The organism is Nocardia sp. CA-135398 (genome assembly GCF_050955845.1).
Taxonomy (GTDB): domain Bacteria; phylum Actinomycetota; class Actinomycetes; order Mycobacteriales; family Mycobacteriaceae; genus Nocardia.
This window is the reverse complement of the sequence record NZ_CP192084.1, coordinates 757,377-783,948: the sequence shown is the minus strand read 5'-3', so window position 1 is coordinate 783,948 and position 26,572 is coordinate 757,377. Positions and strand designations below refer to the sequence as shown.

Annotated in this window: 26 protein-coding genes; 19 read left to right on the top strand and 7 right to left on the bottom strand. The window is 66.3% G+C overall.

Going from position 1 to position 26,572, the window contains the following annotated elements:
- Positions 1–189 precede the first annotated feature (189 nt).
- From ACQP1T_RS03600 to ACQP1T_RS03580, 5 genes are all read left to right on the top strand, one after another.
- Positions 190–381, top strand: coding sequence for a hypothetical protein (locus tag ACQP1T_RS03600; protein ID WP_433758532.1), 192 nt, complete (start codon positions 190–192; stop codon positions 379–381).
- Positions 382–402: 21 nt separating this feature from the next.
- A complete protein-coding gene (locus ACQP1T_RS03595) occupies positions 403–2,070 on the top strand; it encodes an FAD-dependent oxidoreductase (protein WP_433758531.1) in 1,668 nt (555 codons plus the stop codon).
- Positions 2,071–2,084: 14 nt separating this feature from the next.
- The gene (locus tag ACQP1T_RS03590; protein ID WP_433758530.1) at positions 2,085–3,587 is read left to right on the top strand and encodes an ATP-binding protein; all 1,503 of its coding nucleotides are present in this window, start codon (positions 2,085–2,087) and stop codon (positions 3,585–3,587) included.
- Complete coding sequence (locus ACQP1T_RS03585) at positions 3,587–3,940, top strand: UBP-type zinc finger domain-containing protein (protein WP_433758529.1); 354 nt, start codon at positions 3,587–3,589, stop codon at positions 3,938–3,940. The genes ACQP1T_RS03590 and ACQP1T_RS03585 overlap by 1 nt, the downstream gene beginning before the upstream one ends.
- 133 nt (positions 3,941–4,073) lie before the next feature.
- Positions 4,074–4,514, top strand: a complete 441-nt coding sequence (locus tag ACQP1T_RS03580) for a hypothetical protein (RefSeq protein ID WP_433758528.1) — start codon at positions 4,074–4,076, stop codon at positions 4,512–4,514.
- 100 nt (positions 4,515–4,614) lie between these two features.
- Here the strand turns inward: ACQP1T_RS03580 and ACQP1T_RS03575 are convergent, their stop codons facing one another.
- The gene (locus tag ACQP1T_RS03575) at positions 4,615–5,232 is read right to left on the bottom strand and encodes a hypothetical protein (protein ID WP_433758527.1); all 618 of its coding nucleotides are present in this window, start codon (positions 5,230–5,232) and stop codon (positions 4,615–4,617) included.
- A gap of 385 nt (positions 5,233–5,617) precedes the next feature.
- Here ACQP1T_RS03575 and ACQP1T_RS03570 point away from each other — a divergent pair, with 385 nt between their 5' ends.
- The 8 genes from ACQP1T_RS03570 to mnhG all read left to right on the top strand — a co-directional run bounded on the left by ACQP1T_RS03570 (position 5,618) and on the right by mnhG (position 15,465).
- A complete protein-coding gene (locus ACQP1T_RS03570) occupies positions 5,618–7,876 on the top strand; it encodes an AAA family ATPase (RefSeq protein WP_433758526.1) in 2,259 nt (752 codons plus the stop codon).
- A 119-nt stretch (positions 7,877–7,995) separates the two neighbouring features.
- Positions 7,996–9,303, top strand: a complete 1,308-nt coding sequence (locus tag ACQP1T_RS03565) for a hypothetical protein (protein ID WP_433758525.1) — start codon at positions 7,996–7,998, stop codon at positions 9,301–9,303.
- A 111-nt stretch (positions 9,304–9,414) separates the two neighbouring features.
- Entirely contained in the window at positions 9,415–12,276 is a 2,862-nt protein-coding gene (locus ACQP1T_RS03560) for a Na+/H+ antiporter subunit A (RefSeq protein ID WP_433758524.1), read from the top strand.
- Positions 12,273–12,644, top strand: a complete 372-nt coding sequence (locus tag ACQP1T_RS03555; RefSeq protein ID WP_433758523.1) for a Na(+)/H(+) antiporter subunit C — start codon at positions 12,273–12,275, stop codon at positions 12,642–12,644. Before ACQP1T_RS03560 ends, ACQP1T_RS03555 begins: the two co-directional genes overlap by 4 nt.
- Positions 12,641–14,245 (top strand): Na+/H+ antiporter subunit D, encoded by a 1,605-nt coding sequence (locus ACQP1T_RS03550; RefSeq protein ID WP_433758522.1) that lies wholly within the window; start codon positions 12,641–12,643, stop codon positions 14,243–14,245. Before ACQP1T_RS03555 ends, ACQP1T_RS03550 begins: the two co-directional genes overlap by 4 nt.
- A gap of 61 nt (positions 14,246–14,306) precedes the next feature.
- Positions 14,307–14,879, top strand: coding sequence for a Na+/H+ antiporter subunit E (locus ACQP1T_RS03545; protein ID WP_433758521.1), 573 nt, complete (start codon positions 14,307–14,309; stop codon positions 14,877–14,879).
- Positions 14,876–15,136, top strand: coding sequence for a monovalent cation/H+ antiporter complex subunit F (locus ACQP1T_RS03540; RefSeq protein ID WP_433758520.1), 261 nt, complete (start codon positions 14,876–14,878; stop codon positions 15,134–15,136). Before ACQP1T_RS03545 ends, ACQP1T_RS03540 begins: the two co-directional genes overlap by 4 nt.
- Positions 15,133–15,465 carry a monovalent cation/H(+) antiporter subunit G gene (mnhG, locus tag ACQP1T_RS03535; RefSeq protein ID WP_433758519.1) on the top strand — a complete coding sequence of 111 codons (333 nt, stop codon included), beginning with the start codon at positions 15,133–15,135 and terminating at the stop codon, positions 15,463–15,465. The genes ACQP1T_RS03540 and mnhG overlap by 4 nt, the downstream gene beginning before the upstream one ends.
- Before the next feature lie 41 nt (positions 15,466–15,506).
- On the opposite strand, the gene ACQP1T_RS03530 is transcribed toward mnhG, so the two are convergent.
- The 5 genes from ACQP1T_RS03530 to ACQP1T_RS03510 all read right to left on the bottom strand — a co-directional run bounded on the left by ACQP1T_RS03530 (position 15,507) and on the right by ACQP1T_RS03510 (position 19,891).
- Positions 15,507–16,871, bottom strand: coding sequence for a DUF5933 domain-containing protein (locus ACQP1T_RS03530; RefSeq protein ID WP_433758518.1), 1,365 nt, complete (start codon positions 16,869–16,871; stop codon positions 15,507–15,509).
- Between the two features lie 68 nt (positions 16,872–16,939).
- Complete coding sequence (locus ACQP1T_RS03525) at positions 16,940–18,085, bottom strand: glutamate--cysteine ligase (protein ID WP_433758517.1); 1,146 nt, start codon at positions 18,083–18,085, stop codon at positions 16,940–16,942.
- A gap of 13 nt (positions 18,086–18,098) precedes the next feature.
- A complete protein-coding gene (gene sodC, locus ACQP1T_RS03520; protein WP_433758516.1) occupies positions 18,099–18,785 on the bottom strand; it encodes a superoxide dismutase[Cu-Zn] in 687 nt (228 codons plus the stop codon).
- Positions 18,786–18,915: 130 nt separating this feature from the next.
- Positions 18,916–19,476 (bottom strand): LytR C-terminal domain-containing protein, encoded by a 561-nt coding sequence (locus tag ACQP1T_RS03515; protein WP_433758515.1) that lies wholly within the window; start codon positions 19,474–19,476, stop codon positions 18,916–18,918.
- Positions 19,477–19,543: 67 nt separating this feature from the next.
- Positions 19,544–19,891, bottom strand: coding sequence for a DUF3263 domain-containing protein (locus ACQP1T_RS03510; protein WP_433758514.1), 348 nt, complete (start codon positions 19,889–19,891; stop codon positions 19,544–19,546).
- Between the two features lie 186 nt (positions 19,892–20,077).
- Between ACQP1T_RS03510 and ACQP1T_RS03505 the strand changes: the two genes are divergently transcribed.
- From ACQP1T_RS03505 to fahA, 6 genes are all read left to right on the top strand, one after another.
- Entirely contained in the window at positions 20,078–20,668 is a 591-nt protein-coding gene (locus tag ACQP1T_RS03505; RefSeq protein WP_433758513.1) for a peptide deformylase, read from the top strand.
- Positions 20,661–21,650 (top strand): N-acetylglutamate synthase, CG3035 family, encoded by a 990-nt coding sequence (locus ACQP1T_RS03500; RefSeq protein WP_433758512.1) that lies wholly within the window; start codon positions 20,661–20,663, stop codon positions 21,648–21,650. Before ACQP1T_RS03505 ends, ACQP1T_RS03500 begins: the two co-directional genes overlap by 8 nt.
- A gap of 54 nt (positions 21,651–21,704) precedes the next feature.
- On the top strand, positions 21,705–22,520 hold the full coding sequence (locus ACQP1T_RS03495) for an exodeoxyribonuclease III (protein WP_433758511.1): 816 nt from the start codon (positions 21,705–21,707) through the stop codon (positions 22,518–22,520).
- 155 nt (positions 22,521–22,675) lie between these two features.
- Positions 22,676–23,302 carry a TetR/AcrR family transcriptional regulator gene (locus tag ACQP1T_RS03490; protein WP_433758510.1) on the top strand — a complete coding sequence of 209 codons (627 nt, stop codon included), beginning with the start codon at positions 22,676–22,678 and terminating at the stop codon, positions 23,300–23,302.
- Between the two features lie 136 nt (positions 23,303–23,438).
- Positions 23,439–24,695 carry a homogentisate 1,2-dioxygenase gene (locus ACQP1T_RS03485; protein WP_433758509.1) on the top strand — a complete coding sequence of 419 codons (1,257 nt, stop codon included), beginning with the start codon at positions 23,439–23,441 and terminating at the stop codon, positions 24,693–24,695.
- The gene (gene fahA / locus ACQP1T_RS03480; RefSeq protein ID WP_433758508.1) at positions 24,692–25,867 is read left to right on the top strand and encodes a fumarylacetoacetase; all 1,176 of its coding nucleotides are present in this window, start codon (positions 24,692–24,694) and stop codon (positions 25,865–25,867) included. The genes ACQP1T_RS03485 and fahA overlap by 4 nt, the downstream gene beginning before the upstream one ends.
- Positions 25,868–25,871: 4 nt before the next feature.
- Here the strand turns inward: fahA and ACQP1T_RS03475 are convergent, their stop codons facing one another.
- Positions 25,872–26,558: a TetR/AcrR family transcriptional regulator gene (locus ACQP1T_RS03475; protein WP_433758507.1), complete on the bottom strand. Its 687-nt coding sequence runs from the start codon at positions 26,556–26,558 to the stop codon at positions 25,872–25,874.
- Positions 26,559–26,572 lie beyond the last annotated feature (14 nt).

Here is a 26,572-nt window from a genome sequence, read left to right as displayed (position 1 = left end):
TGCGACGGACGTCCGTCTAGCACTACTTGACGTTTCGGCAAACAGCCTAGTCGGCGGCTGTTGGAAGACAAATGGGTCACTTTTTCGCGATTTGATGACCCGGCCTTGTAATGGCGGGCGCACAATGACGGATAGACGAAGCATCAGACACTGCCACAAGCTTTTCCGTCAAGCGTGAGGTGATCGGCCGTGAAACTGCGCTCGCTCTTACATCGTCGGCACGCGGATCAGGTTCCGCTGCTTCCCCCTATCGAGCCCGAGATCCGCGCTACCCGAGACATCTCCGCACCCCGCACCACCCACCCGCTGGTCACGGATGAACAACTCGAGCGACTGCTCACGCCTACCGAACTCGACTTGGTGCGCGAGCATCGCGTTTGACGAGCGTTCCATACTCGATAGGTGACTGCACCCGCTGCTACGAAACCGGCCATCCTCAGTGTCGACGACGATCCGGGCGTCTCCCGCGCGGTCGTACGTGACCTGCGCCGCCGTTATGGGGCTGATTACCGGATTCTGCGCGCCGAGTCCGGTGCGGAGGCGCTCGACGCACTGCGTGAGATGAAACTGCGCGGCCAACCGGTCGCGGTGCTGATCGCCGATTTCCGGATGCCGGGCATGGACGGCATCGAATTCCTCGAGCAGGCCATGGACCTGCATCCGTTCGCGCGCCGCGTGCTGCTGACCGCCTACGCCGATACCAGCGCCGCGATCGATGCGATCAATGTCGTCGACCTGGACCACTATCTGCTCAAGCCGTGGGATCCGCCGGAGGAGAAGCTGTATCCGGTGCTCGACGGGTTGCTCGAGGCCTGGCGCAGCAACGACCACAAACCCGTCACCGAGACCAAGGTCGTCGGCAACCGCTGGTCCCCGCGGTCGTCGGAAGTGCGCGAATTCCTGGCCCGCAATCAGCTGCCCTACCGCTGGTACCTGGCCGAGGAACCGGAAGGCGCTCGGCTGCTCGAGGCCGCGGGCGCCGATCCGAACATCTGTCCGGTCGTGATCACTGCCGGAGGGCGGGCGCTGGTGCAACCGAGCGACGGCGAACTCGCCGAAAGCGTCGGGCTGAATACCAATCCGATCGGTGATTTCTACGACTTGATCGTGGTCGGCGGTGGACCAGCCGGACTCGGCGCGGCCGTCTACGGCGCCTCCGAGGGCCTGCGCACGGTGCTCGTCGAGCGCACGGCGACCGGCGGCCAGGCGGGGCAGAGTTCGCGCATCGAGAACTACTTGGGCTTCCCGGACGGGCTGTCCGGCGCACAGCTGGCCGATCGGGCGCGGCGACAGGCCGCGAAGTTCGGCGCCGAGGTGATCACCACGCGCGAGGTGGTCGGGCTAGAAGTGAACGGGTCCGCGCGGACCGTGCGGTTCGCCGACGGCGGACGGCTTTGCGCGCACACGGTGATCATCGCGACGGGTGTGGATTACCGGCGTCATCCCGCACCCGGTGTGGACGATTTCACCGGGCGCGGGGTCTATTACGGCTCGGCCATGACCGAGGCCTCCGAATGCGCCGACCACGATGTCTACATCGTCGGCGGGGCGAATTCGGCGGGGCAGGCGGCGGTTTTCCTGTCCCGGAACGCGCGCACGGTGCATCTGGTGGTTCGCGCGGATTCGCTGGAGAAGTCCATGTCGCACTATCTGATCCAGCAGATCGAGCAGATACCGAATATCCGCGTGCACACCGATACCGAAGTGATCGCCGCCGACGGCGTCGATCACCTGCAGCAGATCGTGCTGCGCAACAACCGGACCGGTGCGGAAGAAAAAGCCGAGGCCGAACGGTTGTTCCTGTTCATCGGTGCCGCACCACAGACCGACTGGCTCGATGGCGTGGTCAAGCGGGACGAGGCGGGCTATGTGCTCGCCGGTCCCGATCTGCTCGTCGACGGAACCAGACCCGCGGGCTGGGAGCTACCCAGACCCCCGCATCACCTGGAGACCAGCGTCCCCGGCGTTTTCGTCGCGGGTGACGTGCACGCCGAATCGGCGAAGCGGGTGGCCTCGGCGGTCGGCGAGGGCGCGATGGCGGTCATGCTCGTGCATCGGTACCTGGCGTGATAGGAGGCTGGACCATGAATTCGAAGGAGACAGCGGATCGCAGCAGTCATCTGGTCTGCGATCCCGCGGAGCTGCGCAGCCTCTTTCTGTTCGAGAAGCTCACCGACGAACAGCTGGAGCTGCTGTGCGCCGATGGCCGCATCGAGACCATCGAACCTGGGCTGGTCTTCCGCGAGGGCGATCCGGCCACCTGCTTCTACGTGATGATCGAGGGCGAGGTGCAGCTCACCAAGCTCTCCGGCGGCACCGAGATCGAGACCTCGCGCACCGACTATCGCGGTGCGTACGCGGGCGCGTGGACGGCCTATCTCGGCGACAAGGTCGACCAGACCTATACCGGTTCGATGTATGTGACCCGTCGGTCACGCTTCTTCGTCCTGGATGCGGGCACCTTCGCGCGGATGATGCACGACTGGTTCCCGATGGCCGTGCACCTGCTCGAGGGCGCGTTCTTCGGTAACCGCAACTCCGCGGAGCGAATCGCCCAGCGCGAGCGCCTGCTCGCACTCGGCTCGCTGTCGGCGGGTCTGACCCATGAGCTGAACAATCCGGCCGCCGCCGCGGTGCGCGCCACCTCCGGCCTGCGCGATCGGGTCGCGGGCATGCGGCACAAGTTGGCCATGATGGCCCAGGGCAAATTCGACACCGAATCCTTGGAAGCGCTGGTGCGGTTGCAGGAGGAGGCCGCCGCCCAGGTCGCCAAGGCCCCGGAACTGACCACCCTGGAGGCCTCCGAGCGCGAAGACATCCTCAGCGAATGGCTGGAGGATCACGGCATCGAGGACAGCTGGAACCTGGCCCCGAATTTCGTGCAGGCCGGTTTCGATGTGGACTGGCTGGAGCGGGTTTCGGCCACCCTGGAGGGCTGTCCGACCCAGGTATTCCAGGGCGCGATCCGATGGCTGAACTACACCATCGAGACCGAGCTGCTGATGAACGAGATCGCCGATTCGACCACGCGCATCTCCACCCTGATCGGTGCCGCCAAACAGTATTCGCAGATGGACCGGGCGCCGTTCCAAGTGGTCGACATCCATGAACTGCTCGACAGCACGCTGGTGATGCTGAGCCGCAAGATCGGCGACGGTGTCAAGGTGGTCAAGGAGTACGACCGGACACTGCCCGAAGTGCCCTGCTACGCGGCGGAATTGAATCAGGTGTGGACCAACCTGATCGATAACGCGGTGTACGCGATGAGCGGCGCGGGCACGCTCACCATTCGCACCAGGCACGAAAACGATTGCGCCGTCATCGAGATCGGCGATACCGGCCCCGGCGTACCGGCCGAAGTGCGCAGCCGCATCTTCGAACCGTTCTTCACCACCAAGCCGGTCGGTGAGGGAACCGGTCTGGGCCTGGATATTTCGTTCCGGATCGTGGTCAATAAGCACCACGGCGATATCCGGCTCGATTCCGAGCCGGGTGATACCAGATTCACGGTCTGGCTCCCGCTGCACCGTCCCGAGGAAATGCCGGAATCCGGCGACGCATCCGAAGCCAATGCAGGAGGTCAGTGATGACGCAGGAGTTGGAGGGCATCGATCCCGCCGTCGCGCCCAGCGGTCCGGGCTGTATGGAATGTGAAGCGGCCCAGGGCTGGTGGGTGCATCTGCGCCGCTGTGCGCAGTGCGGCCATATCGGCTGCTGCGACACCTCGCCCGAGCAGCACGCCTCCAAACACGCCAAGGACACCGGACATCCGTTCATCCAGAGCTATGAGCCGGGCGAGGATTGGTTCTTCGACTTCCGCTCCGATGAGATGTACAGCGGCGGACCGGAGCTCGCGCCGCCGACGCACCATCCGGTGGACCAACCGGTGCCGGGCCCGCGCGGCCGGGTGCCCGCCGATTGGCAGAGCCGCATCCACTGACCGTCGGGGATCGTTGGGAAAAACGTAAGGCCCGCACCGCACTGTGGGCTCTATGACACCCAAACGATCTCACCCGGTAGCCTGCACCGGACGCGCCGGAGACTCCGGCGCCGCGAGTTACCGGGGAACGCACGTGATCAAGCGAATTACCGCCATCGTCCTAGCCACCGGGGCGGTGGCCGTCGCGCTGGCCGGATGTGGCAGTTCGGACGATTCCAACTCCGACGCGAACGGTCTGCGCAAGGGCGCGACGGGCACCAGTACGCCCGTGAGCACCACGTCCGCGACCGGCGCCGCGGCGACCACGGCCGCCGACGCACCGACCACGACCAAGACCACGGTGAGCTACCCCTCGCTCGGCCCGGCGTCGAGCACCACCTGCGGTGCATTCAAGAAGTTGGACAGCACCGAGGAGAAGGAGCTGATCGAGAAGGTGCTCGCGGAGAATCCGGGTAGCGAGTTCGAGGGCAGCCCGAATGTCGCGCTCGGCACCGCCAAACTCGTCTGCCTGGCACCCAGCTACGCCGATACCCCGGTCGCGGTGGCCGCCGGGATCGTCCAGAAGGACAAGTAGGGCCCGCGCTGCTCGGTCGCGGCACCAGCGGCCCATACACAGAACGCGCGTACACGGCGGACAGGCGCCGCGTACGCGCGTTCAGCTTAGGGCGCGACGATCAGGGCTGACCGGTGGCGAACGCGATCACGGCGTCCAGGAACTCCTGGCCGCCCATGACGTATCCGCCGATCAGCGCGCCGGCCGGGATGCTGATGATCCACAGGAACGGGATGAAAGCCCCGATGACGGCACCGATGACGATGCCGGGCAGGTTCTTGTTGACCTGCTCCATGAGCCGGTCGTAGGAGCTGATGTCCTTCAGCCCCGCGATGTCCTTCAGCTTCGCGGTGTCCGCCGGGGTCATCGTCGAAGTCAGCGCGACGGTGTGACCGTCCGCGCTGATCTGCTGACTCACCGCGATCGGGAGGCCCGCGACCTCGGAGCGCAGTGGCACCTGGTCCACCGTCGCGCCGTCGTCGGATTTCAGCAGCACTGCGGCACCGTCCGAGGCGAGCTCGAATCGGCCGCTGTCGACCGCCCAGGTGATGGTCTTATCAGTTGGGGAAACCGTTGTGTGGTAGTTGATTCCGTGTGCAACACCAGAAGTTACGCCCCCCGGGGTCACTGCCGCCGGCTGGTCAGTCGCCACGGCGGGCTGCCCATTGGCGGTGGCCGCGGTAATCCCCACCGCGGTGACGGCCATGAAGACAGCAGTAGTGATCTTTCCGAACTTCATTTCTTGAATTCCCTCCACTTTGTTGTCCCGCCCGACAACGGGCGGGACCAGAACGTTAGCGTGCGGAATTCGTTGTCGCACATCGGGGTTCGGCAATCAGGAAACGCGGCGGCGCGATCGGCCGATGCCGGTGAGATCGACTCGGACAGGCGTACCAGCCTCCGTGGCGAAATTACTGGTCAGAGCGCACCGCCGCGATTACACGTCCGATCGACGATATCGACGACGAACCGCGGCCGTTTTCGGTTCCGTGAGTACATTCACAATTTCCGGCGGCACGGGAAATGGCGGATCCAGGTACTCACCATCGGTGTTTTTCCGCGCATCTCGGATCTATCCGGCAGACCACTGACCAACCGGGCCTCGACGCGGGCAGAATGGCACAGTGGCAGAACTAGCGCTCACCGCTCGACTGAATCCCTCCGCCGCAGATGCCAGGCGCGGGGTGGTCCGGTTGCATCCGGAGGCGCTGACCGCGCTCGGCCTGCGGGAATGGGACGGTATCGCGCTGATCGGGGCGCGCCGCACCGCCGCGGTGGTCGGGGTGGCTCCGGCGGGCACACCGGCCGGGGTGGCGCTGCTCGATGACGTGACATTGTCCAACGCGGGCCTGCGCGAGGACGCGAATGTGGTGGTCTCCCCCGCGACGGTGTACGGCGCGAAGCAGATCTCGGTGAGCGGTTCGGTGCATGCCACCAGGACCATTCCGGCGGCGACGCTGCGGCAGGCGCTGCTCGGCAAGGTGGTCACGGTCGGTGACGCGGTATCGCTGCTGCCCCGCGATCTCGGTCCGGATATCAGTTCTTCGGCTGCCACCCAGGCCCTTTCACGGACCTTCGGCATCGCGTGGACCACCGAGTTGCTCACCGTCACCGCGACCGACCCCGGTCGCGCTCCGGTCAGTGTGCAGCCGAATACCGCGGTGGTCTGGGGCGCGAGCGCGGTGGCGGCCCGGGATTCCGCCGATCGGGCGGCGGCCGGACTGCCGGTAGCGGCGGGTGAGGCCGCGCGAGGGGCCACCGAGGCCGCGGCGCTGGCCGCGACCAATGGCGCGGGCGCGGGCTGGACCGCGACCGTCGGCGATGCGGCCATTCCGGTCGAGGATCTGGCGGGTGCGCACGGGCAGGCGGCGAAGCTCCAGGAATGGCTCAGCCTCGCGCTCGACGAACCGGAACTGCTGAAGGCCCTTGGCGCCACACCGCATCTCGGGGTGTTGATCACCGGCCCGGCCGGGGTCGGCAAGGCGACGCTGGCGCGTGCGGTGGCCGCGCCGCGGCGCGTTGTCGAACTGGATGGTCCGACGGTCGGCGCGGCCGAGAGCGGTGCCCGGTTGCGCGAGGTCGCCGCCGCGGTGGCCGAAATCGGTTGCGGGCGAGGCGGAATCCTGCTCGTCACCGATATCGACGCACTGCTGCCCGCACCGGCCGAACCGGTCGCCACACTGATCCTGGACCAACTGCGCGCGGCGATCGCCGAACCCTGCGTGGCACTGCTGGCCACTACCGCCCATCCGTCCGGTATCGATCCGCGGCTGCGCGCACCCGATCTCTGCGATCGCGAAGTCGCGCTCGCGCTGCCGACCGCCGCCGTGCGCAAGGCACTGCTGGAGCAGCTGTTGCGCAAGGTACCGACCAGGGATCTGAAGATCGAAGAAATCGCCTCGCGCACACCAGGTTTCGTGGTCTCCGATCTGGCCGCGCTGTGTCGCGAGGCGGCATTGCGCGCGGCTTCGCGTGCCAGTAAACAACATTCGGAACCGGAGCTGACCCAACCGGACCTGCTCGGCGCCACCGAGGTGATCCGGCCGCTATCGCGGTCCGGCACCGAGGAACTCGCGATCGGCGGTCTCAGTCTCGATGAAGTCGGGGACATGATCGAAACCAAAGAGGCCCTCACCGAGACCGTGCTCTGGCCGCTGCGCCACCCGGATTCCTTCGCCCGCCTCGGTATTCGCCCACCGCGCGGCGTACTGCTCTACGGTCCCCCGGGCTGCGGCAAGACCTTCCTGATCCGCGCACTGGCCGGGACCGGTCAGCTCAGCGTGCATGCGGTCAAGGGCGCCGAATTGCTGGACAAATGGGTCGGCGCCTCCGAGCGCGCGGTGCGCGAATTGTTCCAGCGCGCACGCGATTCCGCGCCCTCACTGATCTTCCTGGACGAGGTGGACGCGCTCGCACCGCGCCGCGGTCGCAACAGCGATTCCGGCGTCGGTGACCGCGTGGTCGCGGCGCTGCTGACCGAACTCGACGGCGTGGAACCGCTGCGCGACGTGGTGGTGCTCGGTGCGACGAACCGTCCGGAGCTGATCGATCCCGCACTGCTTCGGCCCGGCCGACTGGAACGGCTGATCTTCGTGCCGCCGCCGGATGGCGAGGCCCGGCTGGAGATCCTGCGGGCCGCCGGGAAATCGGTGCCGCTGGCCGCCGATGTCGACCTGGCCGCGCTCGCCGCCGACCTGGACGGCTATTCCGCGGCCGATTGCAGTGCCCTGCTGCGCGAAGCCGCATTGAGCGCGATGCGCCGGGATGTGAACGCCGCCGATGTCACCGCCGGGGATGTCGCCGCGGCCAGGGCGGCGGTGCGTCCGTCGCTCGATGCCGAGCAGGTCGAGTCGCTGCGCCGGTACGCGGACAGCCGCCGATAGCCGATCAGCGCAATCTCGCGGTAATCGCTGTCTTCCTGCGTTTTCCGCAGGTCCGACATATTCGGGCAATATGGGCGCAATCACCGGATCCGGCATCGAGCGCGGGTAAGTTCGACGGGGTGCGCAAGATCGGCGATGCGATCGATACGATCACGGCCTTCTTCGGGGCCGCGGTCGCGGGCGTCGCACTATTCCTGCCGATCACCTTCGGTTGGAGCGCCGACAGCTCGCCCTATCGGTTGGCCAGCCTGAACAACAGCGTCCCGCGCGGCGCCGCGATCGGGGTGATCGTCGCGGTTGCCGTCGCGGTGCTGGTGATCACCTCGCACCGGCCGCTGGTGGCATGGGCGGCGGCACTGTCCGGCGCGATCGGCATGGACATCAATCACTTTGCCGGACGCCATGTTTCCTCGGCCGAGCTGCTGACCACCCAGAACTATCTGGATTCGATTCTGGCCGGTGTACTGCTCGGCGCGTTGGGCGCGGCGGTGCTGCGCCGACCGGGTCCGGCGGTCGGATTCACGATCGGCGCCGCTGGCTTCTTCGTCTTCGGTGATCTCGCGGAACTGCTGGAGATCGCCGAGGACAATCCGTACGCGGTGCTCGAGACGCCGCCGCGCTGGCTCGTCAGTGTCGCGGTGCTCCTGCTTATCCTCAGCACGCTGCGCAATCGGTCCAAGCCCGAGGAATCGAAGCCGCCGCGGATCGCCGTCGAACTTCCGGTCACGCCGATCCTGGCGTCGATGGTGCTGGCACTGGTGATCCTGGCCATTACCGAATGGCTGGCGCGGCAGCATCAACATGCGCCCAACGTCAGTCATGCGATCGAAATCGGGATGGCGGTCGCCGCGACGGTCATCGCCGCCACCGCCGCGGCCATGCTGCTACCCGGGCGCGACGGCACCGGGGTATATCTGGCGGTCAGTCTGGTCGCCGCCGCCGAGGCGATCGGCGGGGATCCGCGGCCCGGTTGGAGCATCGCCGCGCTGCTCGCGGTCACCGCGGTCGGACTGCTCGTCGGGATCCGCCTGCCCTCGACCTTCATCGCCATCCTGCTGATCACAGGACTCGCGGTATTCGCCCTGGTGAAACCCGCCGACGACCATCGCTACGTGACCGCGGCGGGCAGCGTGGCCCTGGCATTGACGGTCGGTTACTGCTGTGGCACCGCCCGGCCCCGATACGCACCGAGCGGGGTGCTCGCCCTGTCCGCGCTGTACCTGCCGTCGATCATCACCGCATTGCCGCACGACACCGACGAATGGCCGCTCGACGGAGCCGCCGACCATCAAGCGCTGGCCGGTCGGACCGCGCTCGCGATAGCCTGTGGTTCGGCCCTCGGGTTGCTGGTGCTGCGCCGATTCCGGCCGCGCAGCCGACCCAAGCCGGGGCAATCCGTCGACGACGAAACGTTAGCGGACATATAGCCCATCCGCGCGGGGATGGCATACGCCATATTCGCTCGGCCGACGAAAGTCCCAGGCTCCAAGTAGGATCATGCGGTAACACCCCGCCGCAACTACCCGACGGAGTGCAGTTTGCTCGGAATCCTGCTCGCGCTCGCGATAGCCGCATTCGCGGCACCGTTGTGCGTGCGGGTGGTGGGGCGCAACGGTTTCTACCTACTCGCGCTCGTCCCGTTCGGCTGTCTCGGCTGGGTGATCGCGAATTGGGGTAGGACACAGCGGGTTCGAGTCGGTTGGGCGCCGAGTATCGAAATGAATATCGAGCTGCGCTTCGATTCGCTCGCGGCGATCATGTCCGCGCTGGTACTCGGCATCGGCGCGGTGATTCTGGCTTATTGCGCCCGGTATTTCGAGGACGACGAACCGCGGCTGCCGGTGTTCGCGGCGCAGTTGGTCGCCTTCGCGGGGGCGATGTTCGGCCTGGTCACCAGCGATAATATGTTGCTGCTCTTCGTCTTCTGGGAAATGACGACGGTGTTGTCGTTCCTGCTGGTCGGCCACAATGCCGAACAGGCGGTGAGCAGGCGGGCGGCGATCCAGGCGCTATTGGTGACCGCGGCGGGCGGCCTCGCGATGCTGGTCGGGATAGTCATCCTCGGTCAGGTGAGCGGCAGCTACCTGCTGTCCGATCTGCTCGCCGGGCCGCCGTCCGGCGTCGCGGTGGATGTCGCCGTGGGGCTGCTGCTGGTCGGGGCGTTGAGCAAGTCGGCGATCGTGCCGCTGCACTTCTGGCTGCCGGGTGCGATGGCGGCACCGACACCGGTGAGCGCTTATCTGCATGCGGCGGCCATGGTGAAGGCGGGCGTTTATCTGGTGGCGCGGCTGGCACCGGTATTCGCGGAAAGCCCGGCCTGGCATCCGCTGATCCTGACGCTCGGCGTGGCGTCGATGGTGCTCGCGGGGTTGCGGTCGTTGCAGGTGACGGATCTGAAGCTGGTGCTCGCCTTCGGGACGGTGAGTCAGTTGGGTTTCCTGATCATGCTGGTCGGGCTGGGGACGCCGGAGGCGGCGCTGGCCGGGGCGACCTTGATCGTGGCGCATGCGCTGTTCAAGGCGTGTTTGTTCATGGTGGTCGGGATCATCGACCATGGGGCGGGTACACGGGATCTACGGGAGTTGTCGGGGCTGGGGCGGCGTGCGCCGGTGCTGTGTGGAGTCGCGGCGCTCGCGGCGCTCAGCATGGCCGGGATTCCGCCATTGCTCGGATTCGTCGGAAAGGAAACCGCGCTGGCCGCGGTGTTGGATGCGGATGTCCTCGCCGAACCGGCGAAGGCCGCGTTGACCGTCGGTGTGGTGCTCGGGTCCATGCTGACCGTCGGCTACAGCATCCGGTTCATTTGGGGAGCGTTCGCGGATCGAGAGGTGCTATCCGGTGGCGAACACGCTGACGGGGACGTGCGCCAGCACGGTTCTTCGGAAAACTGGCATCCGCCCGGAGCACTGTTCACGGCCGCGCCCGCACTGCTGGCGGTGGGGAGCCTGATAACCGGACTCTGCGCGCCATGGCTGGACGAATTATTGAACCCCTACGCGAAAACCCTTCCCGGCGTACTCGATTCGCATCTCGCACTATGGCACGGGTTCAATATCCCACTAGCGCTGACGATCCTGATCGTCCTCGCGGGCATGGTGGTGTTCCAACTGCGTGGTCGCATCGGCGAATCGGCGACCATGCTCGGCAATGCCGACCGTGCCTACGACGCCACCCTGCGGGCCATGGACCGGCTGTCGCTGCGGATGACCGGTGCGGTGCAGCGTGGTTCGCTGCCACTGAGTCAGGCGGCGATCCTGGTGACATTGATCCTGCTGCCGACGGTACTGCTCGCGATCGGCACCCGCACCGGAGTTCGCCTGCGCGTGTGGGATTCGCCGTTCCAGGCCGCCATCGGCGCGATCATGGCCGTCATGGCGCTGACCGCGACAGTGCTGCGCAGCCGGTTGGCCAGCGTGCTCGTCGTCGGCGTCACCGGTTACGGCTGCGGCGTGATCTTCGCACTGCACGGTGCGCCCGATCTGGCGCTGACCCAATTCCTGGTCGAGACATTGACTTTGGTCTTCTTCGTGCTGGTGCTGCGCGCCTTCCCCGCCGAAATCGACGAAAGCCGCGCCACCGCATTCAAAGTGCGTCGCGCGATCCTGTCCGCACTGGTCGGTGCGACCGTCGCGGTGCTGGCCGCCTTCGCCGTAGCGGCCCGCTCCACCGAACCCATCTGGCACCTGATCCCCGATGCCGCATACACATTCGGCGGCGGTAAGAACGCCGTCAATGTCCTGCTTGTCGATATCAGAGCCTGGGATACCCTCGGCGAGATCTCGGTGCTCGTGGTGGCCGCGACCGGTGTGGCGTCGCTGGTATTCCGCAGCCGCCGATTCGGCAGCGCGCCGCGGGCGGCGGACGCCCCGAACTACGATCCGGACCTGATCAGCTGGTTGCCCGCGGGGCGGCTGGTGGATCGGCGCGACCGGTCGATGGTCCTGCAGGTCACCACTCGACTGGTCTTCCCGACCATCATGGTGCTGTCGGTGTACTTCTTCTTCTCCGGCCACAATGCGCCGGGCGGCGGATTCGCGGGCGGGCTGACCGCCGGACTCGCACTGACCCTGCGCTATCTCGCGGGTGGCCGCTACGAACTCGGGGAGGCGCTGCCGGTGGATGCGGGGCATCTGCTCGGCGGCGGGCTTGCGCTCGCCGCCGGGACCGCGAGCACGTCACTGCTGCTCGGCGCGCCGCCGCTGTCGTCGGCGATCGTGGCGGTGACGCTACCGGTGATCGGGCACATCAAGGTGGTCACCGCGCTGTTCTTCGATCTCGGTGTCTATCTCATCGTGGTCGGATTGGTCCTGGACGTGCTGCGCAGTCTCGGTGCGCGGCTGGACAGTGAGCTGGCCACCGACGAGGACGATTCCGCCTCGGTGCGAGGAGGGTTCCAGTGAGTGCGAATCTGACCCTGCTGATCCTGATCGGGATTCATGTCGCGTGCGGCGTCTATCTGATCCTCGAACGCGCGGTCTCGAAAATGCTGCTCGGCATGATCCTGTTCGGCAATGCGGTGAATCTGCTGATCCTGACCGTCGGCGGGTCGGACGGTCGGCCACCCATCCGGGGCGAGGGCGAGGATACGGCCGATCCGCTCGCCCAGGCCATGGTGCTCACCGCGATCGTGATCACCATGGGTCTGGCGGCCTTCGTGCTCGCCCTCGCCTATCGCTCCTACATCCTCACCACCACCGACACCGTGCAGAACGATCCGGAGGACGCCGAGGTCGCGGCCCGACGCGAGGGAGAGGATCCGGAGCATTGAGTCCGCTCACCGCGCTCGCGCCGCTGCCGGTCCTGGTGCCACTGCTCGGGGCTGCGGGCACGCTGGTGTTCGGGCGGCAGCCGCGTATCCAGCGCTTCGTCATGCTGTCGGTGCTGTCGGTCGTGGTGGGCATCTGCGGGGTGCTGCTGTATCTGGTCGATCGCGACGGGACCACCGCGCTGCAGGTCGGCGGCTGGGGGACACCGATCGGCATCACGCTGGTGGTCGATCGACTATCCGCGGCCATGCTGCTCGTCTCCGCGATCGTGCTGCTCGCGGTCTCGGTCTACGGTGCGGGCCAGAACATCCGCGACGGTGACGACCGCCAGCCGACCTCGATCTATCGACCGACGTATCTGGTACTCACCGCCGGTGTTTCGGCCGCCTTCCTGGCCGGTGATCTGTTCAACCTGTTCGTCGGCTTCGAAATCCTGCTCGCCGCATCGTTCGTGCTGCTCACCGTCGGCGCGACGGCGGACCGGATCCGGGCCGGTATCGCGTATGTGATGGTCTCGATGGTGTCGTCGCTCATCTTCCTGGCCGGTATCGCGCTGGCCTACGCGGCCACCGGAACACTGAACCTGGCCCAGCTGGCGGTGCGAATGGGTCAGGTGCCCGACGGTATTCGGATGGCGGTCTACGCCGTGCTGCTGGTCGCCTTCGGCATCAAAGCCGCGGTCTTCCCGCTGTCGAACTGGCTGCCCGACTCCTACCCCACCGCACCCGCGCCCGTGACGGCCGTTTTCGCGGGCCTGCTGACGAAGGTCGGTGTGTACGCGATCATCCGGACGCACTCCCTGCTGTTCCCGGACGGCGGATTCGACGGTGTGCTGCTGGTCTGCGGCCTGCTCACCATGGTGGTCGGCATCTTCGGTGCGATCGCGCAGAGCGATATCCGCCGACTGCTGTCGTTCACCCTGGTCAGCCACATCGGCTACATGGTGTTCGGCATCGGACTCTCCACCGCCGCAGGCCTTTCCGGCGCGGTGTTCTATGTTGCGCACCACATTCTGGTGCAGACGGCGTTGTTCCTGGTGGTCGGACTGATCGAGCGACAGGCGGGCTCGGTGTCGCTGCGGCGGCTCGGTGGTTTGGCGGCGGCCAGTCCACTACTGGCGATCCTGTTCTTGGTGCCCGCTTTGAATCTCGGTGGCATACCGCCGTTCTCGGGATTCATCGGCAAGGTCGCACTGCTGCAGGCGGGCGCGGCGGCTGGCAGCGTACTGGCCTGGGTGCTGGTCGCGGGTTCGGTGCTGACCAGTCTGCTGACGCTGTATGCCATGGCGCGGGTGTGGAGCAAGGCATTCTGGCGGCCGCGCGTCGAGGCGCCGGAGGGGCATCTCACCGCGGCGAAACCACCGACGCTGGTGGAGGATTCGACCGATGTGCTGTATGACGAACGCACCGATCCAGGACGGATGCCACTGCTGATGGTCGGTTCGACGGCGGCACTGGTGGTGGTCGGTCTGTGCCTGACGGTCTTCGCAGGTCCGATTCTGCGCATCGCGGACCGCGCCGCCGACGATCTGAGCAATCCCGCGGTGTATGTCGGCGCGGTGCTGGGCAATTCGTACGGCGAGGCGAAGGGAACGATCCGATGAACCAGTGCGGTACCCGAATCGCCACCGCATCGCGCACGCGGTGTACCGGTAGGGCTCGCACATGAGTACCGGTATCGCGCGACGGCTGATCCCAGGCCGATCGACGGCCGTACGCATCGGCGTGCTGTCGTGGCTGACGGCCGTGTGGGTGACGCTCTGGGGCGATCTCAGTGTCGGCAATCTGCTGGCCGGTCTCGTCGTCGGCGCACTGATCATGCTGACCTTGCCGCTGCCGCGCGTCCCGGTATCCGGGCGCATACATCCGCTCTCGCTGCTCGAATTGATCGTCGTCAGTTCGTATTACGCGCTGGAATCCAGTCTGCAGGTGGCCTGGTTCGCGATCCGTCCGGCACCGCCGCCGGTCTCCGGAGTGCTGCGGGTGAATCTGAGTGTGCGATCCGATCTGGTGCTGGTGCTGTGCGCCGATGTGCTCAATCTGATTCCGGGCACCATGGTGTTGGAGATCGACCGGCAGCGCTGCGTCTTCTATGTGCACGTGCTGGACGTGGGCAGCGAGAAGGCGGTCGAGGCATTCTTCCGGACCACCCGGCGGCTGGAGCGGCTGCTCATCTCGTCGTTCGAACGCCGCACCGAATGGCGTTCGACCCGAACAACTCCGGAGGTGCAGACGTGACTGTTGTCGCGATTGTGGCGGGCATCATGCTGATGGCCGCCGCGGTGATCGTCAGCTATCGCATCCTGGCCGGGCCGAGCACCCTGGACCGCGTTGTCGGCATCGATTCGCTGATGGCCATTGCCGCCTCCGGACTGGCGGTCTGGGCCGCCTACAGCGACGACACCACGGTCGTACCCGCGATCGTCGCGCTGGCACTGGTCGGCTTCCTCGGCTCCGCCGCGGTCTCCCGATTCCGCGTCCGGGACGACGCATGAATCTGTGGCACTTGGCCGCCGGGGCCCTCATCCTGAGCGGCGCGACACTCGCGCTGACCGCATCGATCGCCATCGTGCGCTTTCCTGACACCCTCTCGCGCATGCACGCCGCCACCAAACCCCAGGTGGTCGGCCTGATCCTGGTGCTGGAGGGTGCCGCGATCCAATTGCGCGGCCACGGCGATATCTGGATGCTGGTGCTGGTCGGGCTGTTCACCCTGCTCACCGCGCCGGTGATCGCGCATCTGATCGGCCGGACGGCCTATCGGGAGCAGCGCTACCGCGACGGACTGCTGCGGGTGAACGAAATGCGGGACGACACGTTGTGAGTCGGGCCGACTATTCGCGCTGAATCTGCGTGTTTCAGGGGCTAGCGAGCCGCACCGACCGGAATCTCTTCCGCCTCGACCACCGCAGCCCAGGCGAACCACGTCGCATGGAACGCCGCGGCCATCGCGGCCAGCAGGGCGAGCACAACAGTCCCCGCCAGCACCGGATATTCGGCCATCGACACCGCGAGATAGCGGAACGAGAGCAACAGCGCGCCGAGGATCACCGCGCCGAACAGCACCAGCCGCACCCGGAACCAACCCCAACCACGTTCCGGATCGCGCAGCGCGGACTCGACCGTCAGGCACAGCACCGCACCGGCGACCAGATCGACGCCATAGTGGTAGCCGAAGCCCAGCGTCGCCGTCAGCGTGGCGGCCAACCAGAACGCGCCGAGGCAGCGCAGCCACAGCGGGGCACGCGAACCATCGGTATCCCGGCGGGTGTGCAGGAAGACCGACAGCGCCCAAGCCGTGTGCATCGACGGCATGCAGTTGCGCGGCGTGAAGGAATCGAAGGACAGCACCGTCGGATTGCGATCGATCGGCGGGACGAAATCGGGCCAGAAGTTGCCCACCTGCATACCGTGACCGTCCGCACCGTAGCCGAACATCGGGCCGACCACCGGGAAGATCACGTAGATGACCGGACCGATCAGTCCGAGCACCAGGAAGGTGCGCACCAAGTAGTGGGTCGGCCACACACTGGTCGACACCACCCGACGCAGCTGCCACACCGCGACGACGATCGCCGCCACCGGCAATTCGATGTAAACCCAGTGCAGTACCGCGTAGACGGCCGGTCCGAGCGCATCCACCACGCGACCCATCACCCAGGACGGATCACCGAGCGCATGATCGGCCAGCGCCACATAGACGTCGTAGACCTGCGGCCGACTGACGATCGTAATGTGCAGCCACACATCACCGACCTTGGTGGCAAGCACCAGCAATGCGCCCAGCGCGGCGGCGTGCAGCGCATTGCGTCGTTCCACTCCGCTCCAGCGCAATCCCGCGACCAGCGCCAGACCGGTGAGCACGAGCGTCGGCCCATTGCCGATGGCGAACGATTCGCCGCTGAGCAGTCGAATGCCCGCCCACACCACGTCGATGCCCGCGGCGATGCCGACCGCGATTATCCTGCGGCGCTTGGCGATCCCGACCAGGGCCAGGATGAGTCCGGCCCACGGCAGCGACATCGACTTGGGCGTACCGACATAGTCGTGCCACAGACTGCCGAGCGGACCCTCGAAATCATGCCCGATCGAACCCACCTGTAGGGCGATGAGCAGTACCGGCACCGCCGCGATCGCGGCCGCCGTCCAGATCCGTGAACGCGGCGCGCGCACCCGCTCGGCGACGCTGCCACCTTTTTGACCCGGATCTTCGACAAGCACGTCGACCATAGTAAACGGCGGATGAACGCCATCCCCCTGACCAGCTGAACGTCAGCCGACCGTTCGACCAGGCAGAATTACTGGTCCAACTCCTTGACCAGGGCATCGACCACCGCGACCAGATCGCCCTGGGTGCTGGCGGCCACTTTGCGCTGCCGCTGATAGGACGCCCCGCGCTGTGGGATCTCGGCCACCAAGGCCAGTTCGTCCGCACAGCCGAGCCGCTTGGCGGTCGGCTCCAGCCGCTGCAGCAGATCCATCAGATCATCGGTGACCAGCCGCTCATTGTTGTTGTCGTCCACGACGACGATCGCGTCGAGACCGTAACGGGCCGCGCGCCATTTGTTCTCCTGAACATGCCACGGCGGGATGGTCGGCAGCGTCTCGCCATTGTCCAGGCGCTGATCGAGATCGACGATCAGACAGTGGATGAGCGCGGCCATGGCGGCCAGTTCCGCGCGGGTCGAGATCCCATCGCAGACGCGCACCTCGATGGTCCCCCATTTCGGCGCGGGCCGGATATCCCAATGCATGCCGCCGAGCTGTTCGAAGACCCCGGTCTTCATCTCGTCATGCACGAAACGCTCGAACTGGGACCAGTTTTCGAATTGGAACGGCAGACCGGCGGTGGGCAGCTGCTGGAACATCAACGTCCGGTTGCTGGCGTAGCCGGTATCCGAGCCCGCCCACATCGGGGAGGACGCGGACAGCGACAGCAGATGCGGATACGACAGCAGCAGCGAGTTCAGGATCGGAAAAACCTTCTCGGCGTGCGAAACTCCGACATGCACATGGACGCCCCAGATCATCATCTGGCGGCCCCACCACTGGGTGCGATCGATCAGTTCGTCGTAATGCGGTGAGCGCGTCAATTGTTGGGCCGACCACTGGGCGAATGGATGAGTGCCCGCGCAGAACAGATCGACGCCGAGCGGATCGGCGGCCCTGCGCACGGTATCCATGGTGCCGCGCAGATCGTCGACCGCCTCGCCGACGGTGTTGTGCACGCCGGTGACGAGTTCGACCGTATTGCGCAACAGTTCCTTGGTGACCTGAGGGGTTCCGTCGTAGGCGTGTAGGTCGCCGAGCGAATCGAATACGGCCGCAGCGGTATTCGACAGATCGCGGGTCACCTTGTCGACGAGCGCGATCTCCCATTCGATACCGATGGTCGGCCGGGGTGACCCGGGGAAGGGAACCCGCGCGATAGCTGTCCCGGCCATATCGGTGACCTTGCTACTGGATTACACCGCAGGCGATACGACCACCCGCGTCGCCGGTCGCCAGTGTGGTGTCGTCCGGGCCGGCAACGCCGTCGGCGCGAACATAACGGTTGGGGATATTGCCGAAGTTATCGGCGTCGGCGTGGATCATCAGGGCCTTGCCCTTGATGTCTTCCAACGTCACCGCATCGGTGGTGGTGACCAGTTTGGCCGAACCGTCGGCCCGGACCTCGAGCGAGGTCAGATCGCCGCTGGCCGGATGGGCATTGGCGCTGCCGACCTGCAGATGGCCACCGGCCGACAGGAAGTCACCTGCGGGCCCGCCGGTGGGTGCCACCGAGTTGGGCTCGCACTTGCCGACCTGGTGCACGTGCAGGCCGTGGAAACCGGGGCGCAGGCCGTGGGCCTCGATGCTGACCTGCAGGTGGTTGCCGTCCTTGGTGATATTCGCGACGGCGACCGACGACCCCGACGGGTCCTTCAGGTCGACCTTCACCCCGGCGTTGGCATTCGGGGCGCCCGTCTCGGTGCCGAATTCGTTGGCCGGCGGGGCGGAGGCGCCGGTCCACACGGGCGGCGTAGTTCCCTGGACGTCGCTCGACTCCTGACTGTTCGTGCAGGCGGCGAGCCCGAAGACCGCGACAGCGAGCACCGGGGTCACAGTCCGCCAGGACGGGCGACGAGTTGTGGACGGGGCCATCGGGGGAACTCCTTTACGAGTACCGAGTTTACGAGTAAAGCTGGGTGGACACGTTCGTTACCGGACAAGATGATGCCACGCCCGCCGTGTCGCACCCGTGACCGGGCCGTGTCGCGAGCCCCCGCACTGGTCAGTTACCCGTGACAACCACCGTCACACCTGAACCCGACCCGCCGGGGCGCGGCTCGGCGGTCGCGCCCAGTTCATCGGCTATGGCCAGTGCGGCTTCTTTCTCGCCGGGGTTATTGCCGTAGTACACAGTCGTATTCGTGATATTCGGGCCGGGATAGTTGCCGACCTCGGCGACGTTCCAGCCGCTGGCGGTGAGCTCGCTCGCGGTGCGCGCGGCCAGTCCGACAACGGTGCTGTTGTTCAGAACATGTACCGGCACAGCGCGATTCGCCGTGGTGGTCGCCCCCGCCGTCGTCGTGGTCGACGGTTTCGTGGTGGCCGAGGCGGAACTTGTCAGTGCCGAACTCGTGGTCTGCACCGAGGAGTTGGTCGTCGCGACCGCCGTGGTGGCGGCGGCCTGACTCGTGGTGCTCGAGGCATCACCAGCCCCCGAGGTATCGGAATCCGAACTCGATAACGACATCGCGCCGAGCCCGGCGAAAACGATGGCCAGCGCGATCAACACCATCGCCAGCGCGCGCAACGGCGGCCCGCCGGAGGTGGGATTCGGGTAGCTCACGAATAGAACCCTATCCGCAAACCGGGCCCCATGGTCGTTGCGCAGGCTCCGGTTTTACGGCGGCGCGTCATACCTGGAAGCCGAGCCTCCGAGCGGCTCGCGCCTTCTGCCTGCTCGCCCGCAGTCGGCGCAACCGCTTCACCAGCATGGGATCGGCGGCCAGTGCCTCCGGCCGATCCACCACCGCATTGAGCACCTGGTAGTACCTGGTCGGCGACATACCGAACAGTTCACGAATGGCTTCTTCCTTGGCCCCGGCGTACTTCCACCATTGCCGTTCGAAGGCCAGGATGTCGTGTTCGCGACGGCTCAGACCGTCACCGTCACCATCGACCCGCGGGGCTGCCGTGACCTCTTCGCTCGCGGAAGGGCCGTCCTGGATCGCGGAAAGATTCCGTGCCGCTGCGCCGTCCATCTTGCTCCCTCGCCGAGTAACCACCAGACGAAAATGATGCTTGTAGGTCGCGGATCATTCAACCATGGGGTGTGGGATTGCCCCAGCACTGTCGCGGCGTGTTCGCTACCGGTCGGTAGCGAGTCGCGACCACCCGCGATCGCGGCGGCTGCGATCTCCGCGAGCCCATCGGCAATAATTGCGCCCATGGCAATCCTCCCCATCGTGATCGTCGGTGACCCGGTTCTGCACAATCCGACCGAGCAGGTCACCCAGACGCCGGAGGAACTGGCCGGGCTGATCGCGGATATGTACGAGACGCTCGATGCCGCCAACGGCGTCGGACTGGCCGCGAACCAGGTCGGCGTGCCGCTGCGGCTGTTCGTCTACGACTGCCCGGATGTCGATGCCAAGGGTTCGGTCGTGCGACGCAAGGGCGCGGTGATCAATCCGGTGCTGGAGACATCGGAGATTCCGGAGACCATGCCGGATCCCGACGACAATGACGAGGGCTGCCTGTCGGTGCCCGGTGAACAGTTCCCCACCGGCCGCGCCGAATGGGCCCGCGTCACCGGAACCGATGAGCACGGCGAGTCGGTCGAGATCGAGGGCAAGGGGTTCTTCGCCCGCATGCTGCAGCACGAGGTCGGACATCTCGACGGTTTCCTGTACGTGGATGTGCTGATCGGCCGCAATGCCCGCGCGGCCAAGAAGGCGATCAAGCGAAATGGTTGGGGCACACCGGGTCTCAGCTGGATCCCGGGTACGGTGCCCGATCCGTTCGGCCACGATGACTGATCCCGCGGGTGATTCGCTACTGCCCGATATTCAGCTGGGTCGACGGGTGGTGCTGCGGTACCGGTTGCCGGCGGGTTATCCACAACCGCTGACAGATGTGATCGGCGAACTGATTTCGCTGGATCCGCCGACCGTGCGGGCCGCGGACGGACAGGTCGTCGCGGTCTCGGTGGATCGTGTGGTCGCGATGAAAGCGTTGGGGCCGAGGCCGATTCGCACCAGGGAGATCCGGGCGCTGGAGGCCGCGGCGGCGTACGGCTGGCCCGGTATCGAACAGGGTTGGATCGACGGCTGGCTGTTGCGGGCCGGAAACGGCTACACCAGCCGCGCCAATTCCGCTGTGCCGCTCGGCAGTTCGGACGGTCCGGCGGCATTGGGCGCGGATACGCTGCGGCGGATCGGCGAGTGGTACACCGCGCACGGTCTGCCGGTGCAGATCGCGCTGCCGGATCGGCTCGCGTCGCTGCCGCCGGGCTGGCGGAGTTGGCGCGAAACCCGGCTGCTCGCGATCGATATCGAGAATTTCGTCCTGCCGCAGGGACCGCGGATGGTGCGCATCGTGCCCGTACCCGATGACGCCTGGTTGTCGATGCACCGCTACAGCGGTGAAGATCCTGCGACACAGCCGGTTTCGACGCCGCCGGTGGTCGAGGTGCTGACGGCCGTGCACGACGGCGAAGTGGGGTTCGCCTCGCTCGGATTGCCGCAGCCCATCGCGATCGGGCGCGGCGCGCTCACCACCGCACCGGACGGTCGCCGCTGGATCGGCCTGACCTGCGTCGCGGTGGCGGCCGAACACCGCAGGCACGGACTGGGTTCGCTGATCTGCGCGGAGCTGATCCGCTGGGGCGCGGATCGTGGCGCCACCCACGCCTATCTCCAGGTCGAGGCCGGGAACACCGCGGCCGTCGCGATGTATCACGAGTTGGGCTTCCTCGACCACCACACCTACCGCTATGCCACACCGGACGGCTCTCGCTGACCGACTTCTACTGCGGTACAACAGACCTATAGCCCATTGCGAAGGAAGGCATCCGTGCGTCTCGCGACCTGGAACGTCAATTCGATCCGCTCCCGCCTCGACCGGGTCGCGGACTTCCTCGACCGCCAGGACATCGATGTGCTCGCGATGCAGGAGACCAAATGCCGCGACGACCAGTTCCCGTTCGAGCGCTTCGACGAACTCGGCTATGAGGTCGCCCATATCGGGTTGAACCAGTGGAACGGCGTAGCCATCGCCTCGCGCATCGGCCTCGACGATGTGGAAGCGGCCTTCCCCAACCAGCCCGGCTTCGACAAGGATGCGGGCGAAGCGCTGATCAGCACCCCGATCGTGGAATCGCGCGCACTGGGCGCGACCTGCGGCGGAGTCCGAGTGTGGAGCCTGTACGTCCCGAACGGCCGCACCCTGCACGACCCGCACTACGCCTACAAACTGGAATGGCTTGCCGCCCTGCGCGCCAACGGCGCCCAGTGGCTCGCCGAGCATCCGGAGGCGCAGATCGCTCTGGTCGGCGACTGGAATATCGCCCCGACCGACGACGATGTCTGGTCCGTCGAATTCTTCGCGAACAAAACCCACACCTCGCGACCCGAACGCGACGCCTTCGACGCCATAGTCGCAACCGGCTTCGCCGATGTAGTGCGCCCCTACGCCCCCGGCCCCGGCGTCTACACCTACTGGGACTACACCCAACTGCGCTTCCCCCGAAAAGAAGGCATGCGCATCGATTTCATCCTCGCCTCCCCCGCACTCGCAAACCGCGCGAAGGACGGGTTCGTCGACCGCGAGGAACGAAAAGGCAAGAGCCCCAGCGACCACGCCCCGGTAATCGCCGAATTCACCGACTAGGTACCGGCGTCGTCGGCTTCCCCGAAGTCGTGTGGGGCGAGGTCTCGCGCGCTTCTCAGCTCGCAGAGCGGCCGGTTGTTCGTCGAGGTAGGAATTCGATCTTCAGGCCCGGTACCAGGGCGAACCAGGTGGGTAACGCTGATACCTTGGTGCCCATGGGTAGCGAGACGGCGGTGCGGCCACGGCAGCGGGCACAGCATCTGGGTCCGGAGCGTCGCCGTCCTCAGGTGCTCGACACCGCGCTGGCGATTGCCGTCGAGCACGGCGTCGCGGCGGTCACCATGGCCGCGATCGCCGAGCGGATGAATGTGACAAGGCCCGTGGTGTACGCCTGCTTCCCGGACCGCGTCGAGTTGATCGAGGCGCTCATCCAGCGCGAGGAGAGCTTCCTGGTCGGCGGAGTGCTCGAGGTGCTGCCGCCGCGCGCTGTCGATGCGGGTGAGACCGTTTTCGTCGACGGCTTCCGCGCGCTGCTGGAGAAGGCGGCCGAGCGTCCGGATGCGTGGCGACTGCTGTACGGCAATCCCGATCCGGCCGTTGCGGATTCGTTCGGGCGAGGTCGCAAGCTGGCCATCGAGCGCTGCACCACCCTGCTGCGACCGACACTGCGCGCGTGGGGCACCGAGGACGCCGAGCGCAAGTTGCCGGTGCTGGTCGAACTGTGGGTCTCCGCTGGCGAAGGTGCGGTGCGCACGCTGCTGGCGGGCGAGGGCGGGTGGGATCCGCAGAGCCTCGGGGCCTTTGTCGGGGCAGCGGTATATCGCGCATTGCGTCACGCCTGACAATTGTTCAGCACTTCACGCCATCGCTAGGCGAAATGCCGTAGAAGTCGGCAGTGGGCCGACAAAATGTCCACCGTACCGGCGCCCGCCGCACTACGATGGAAGCAAATCCAGCGGTCCAGCCGGAGGTGCGGTCATGGCGTTCTATCGGCAGGTGGGTGCGGTGCCGCCGAAGCGGCACACCCAGCATCGAGACGACGGGGGACGGCTCTATTACGAAGAGCTGATGGGCGAGGAGGGCTTCTCCGGCGATTCCTCGCTGCTGTACCACCGCGGCCTGCCGCCCGCCATCGTCGATTCGACGGTATGGGAGCTGCCGGATCAGACCCTCACCCCGAATCATCCACTGCGCCACCGACATCTGCGCCTGCACAAGCTCTTCCCCGGCGATACCCCGGCCGGAACCGATCCGGTCACCGGCCGCCGACTGCTGCTCGGCAATGCGGATGTGCGGATCTCCTATGTGGTGGCCAAGGGCGCATCGCCGCTGTACCGCAATGCGATCGGCGACGAACTGGTATATGTGGAATCCGGTGCGGCCATTGTGGAAACGGTCTTCGGCACCATCCCGGCCCGGCAGGGCGACCAGGTGTTGATTCCGCGCGCGACCACGCACCGCTGGCTGCCGAGCGGCCCGGAACCGCTGCGCGCGTATGTGATCGAAGCATCCAGCCACATCACCCCACCGAAGCGGTATCTGTCGAAATTCGGTCAGCTGCTGGAACATTCGCCGTACTGCGAGCGGGATCTGCACGGCCCGGGGGAACCGCTGACCGCCACCGGAACCGATATCGAAGTGCTGGTGAAGCATCGTCCGGGCGGCCAGGTGGTCGGCACCCGGTTGATCTACGCGACGCATCCCTTCGATGTGGTCGGCTGGGACGGCTGCCTGTATCCGCTCACCTTCAATATCTCCGATTTCGAACCGCTCACCGGCCGGGTGCACCAGCCGCCACCCGCCCATCAGGCATTCGAGGGAATCAATTTCGTGGTGTGCAATTTCGTACCGCGCAAGGTCGACTACCACCCGCTATCGATTCCGGTGCCGTACTACCACTCCAATGTCGACAGCGACGAGATCATGTTCTACTGCGGCGGAAACTACGAGGCGCGCAGGGGGTCCGGTATCGGACAGGGCTCGGTATCGGTACATCCCGGCGGTTATGCGCACGGTCCGCAGCCGGGCGCGTACGAGCGCAGTATCGGCATCGATTTCTTCGACGAACTCGCCGTCATGGTCGATACCTTCCGACCGCTCGAACTCGGCGAAGGCGCGCTGGCCTGCGAGGATCCCGGATATGCGTGGACCTGGTCCGGTCGCGGACCGGAGTCCGACGGCCACCGGCGACCGAATCAGCGTCCGCACGCGAACCAGCGCCGTGGGCCCGCATGAAGACCCGTATCGAAGTTCCCGCCGACAGCCTCTTCGGTCCGGATAATCTGCCCTACGGGGTCTTCGCGCCGGAAGGGCAGGACTTTCGGGTCGGCGCGCGGATCGGCGAGCAGGTCATCGATCTGGCTGCGGCACTGGAGGATCCGGTATTCGCCGAGCCGAGTCTCAATGCGTTCATGGCGACGGGGCCACGTCGGTGGCAGGAAGCACGCAATAGGATCCGCGAGCTGATCGATGACGAAATCCCCAGGGAGGCAGTGCATCCACTGCGCGATGTGCGCACCAAACTGCCGGTGGCGATCGGCGATTACGTCGATTTCTACGCCAGCATCGACCACGCGACGAACCTCGGCAGGCTATTCCGTCCCGATGCCGAACCGCTGCTACCCAATTGGCGGCATCTGCCGGTCGGATATCACGGACGTGCGGGCACCGTCGTCGTCTCGGGCACCGATATCGTGCGGCCGTGCGGCCAGCGTAGAACCTCCTCCGGCGCACCGGATTTCGGGCCGTCACGACGTCTCGATATCGAGGCCGAGCTCGGATTCGTGGTCGGGGTCGGATCCGAACTCGGTACCCCCATCGATATCGACCAGTTCGCCGAGCATGTCTTCGGCGTCGCGCTGGTCAACGATTGGTCCGCACGCGATATCCAGGCCTGGGAGTATCAGCCGCTCGGACCGTTCCTCGGCAAGTCCTTCGCGACCTCGCTCTCGGCCTGGATAACGCCGCTGGCCGCCTTGGAGACCGCCCGCATACCGCTGCAAGAGCAAGAACCCGAACCGCTGCCCTACCTGCGAGGCAGCCAGCGCTGGGGCCTCGATATCGACCTGGCCGTGCATTGGAATGGCCAAACCGTCTCGCACCCACCGTATTCCCGGATGTACTGGTCACCCGCACAGATGCTGGCACATCTCACCGCGAACGGCGCCGCCACTCGAACCGGCGATCTCTACGCCTCCGGCACCATCTCCGGACCGGCACCGGACGAGCGCGGTTCATTCATCGAATTATCCTGGGGCGGAACCGAACCCGTCACGGTGAACGGGCTGCACCGAACGTTCCTGGAGGACGGTGACGAGGTGGTCATCACCGCTTCGGCGCCGGGTTCGGATACCCGACGCATCGGCCTGGGCGAAGTTCGCGGTCGCATCTGGCATGCGCGCGGATGAGCGTTCAACGCACGGCAGTTCGAACACCCGCATCGACAATGGCGATGAACCGCTGCAGATCCTCGATCAGCGTATCGACCATATCGGGAGCGCCACCGTCGTCATGATGGTGCAGCCAGTCCGCGACGAGTTCGAACATGCCGCCAATGGTGGCCAGCGCCAAGGCGATTCGCCTGCGCTGCTGCTCCGGATCCGAGGACGCCGCACCCGACCACTGCTGATCCAGAAAGGTCGCCGCCCAGCGCCGATTACTGCGCCGCTGCTTCTCCACCGCCGGTGAGATGCCGCCCGCCTCACCGAATGTCACCTTGGCCAGCCGCGGATCGTCGGCAATGGCGTGCACGAAGGCCGCGATAATGGCCTGCGCGCGCTCCGGCCACGGCAGTTCGGCGGATACGGTCGCCGCCTCGATGGCCCGCTGCTGAATCTGCTCGGTGATATGGGTGAGCAGCGCGACGTAGCACGCTTCCTTGCTGTCGAAATGGTCGTAGAAACCCTTGGTTCCGACGAACGCGCGCTGACAGATCTGTTCGATCGACGTACCCGAAAAGCTTTGCTCGGCAAATAGTTCGGTGGCCGCGTCGAGCAATTGGCGGCGCCGTTGCGCGCTGCGCTGCTCGGCATCGAGGCCACGGATGCGGCGCCGCGCCGGAGTCGGATCGGGCCGCGCGGCGGATTTGCTGCGGGTCATATCTCGACCTTAGT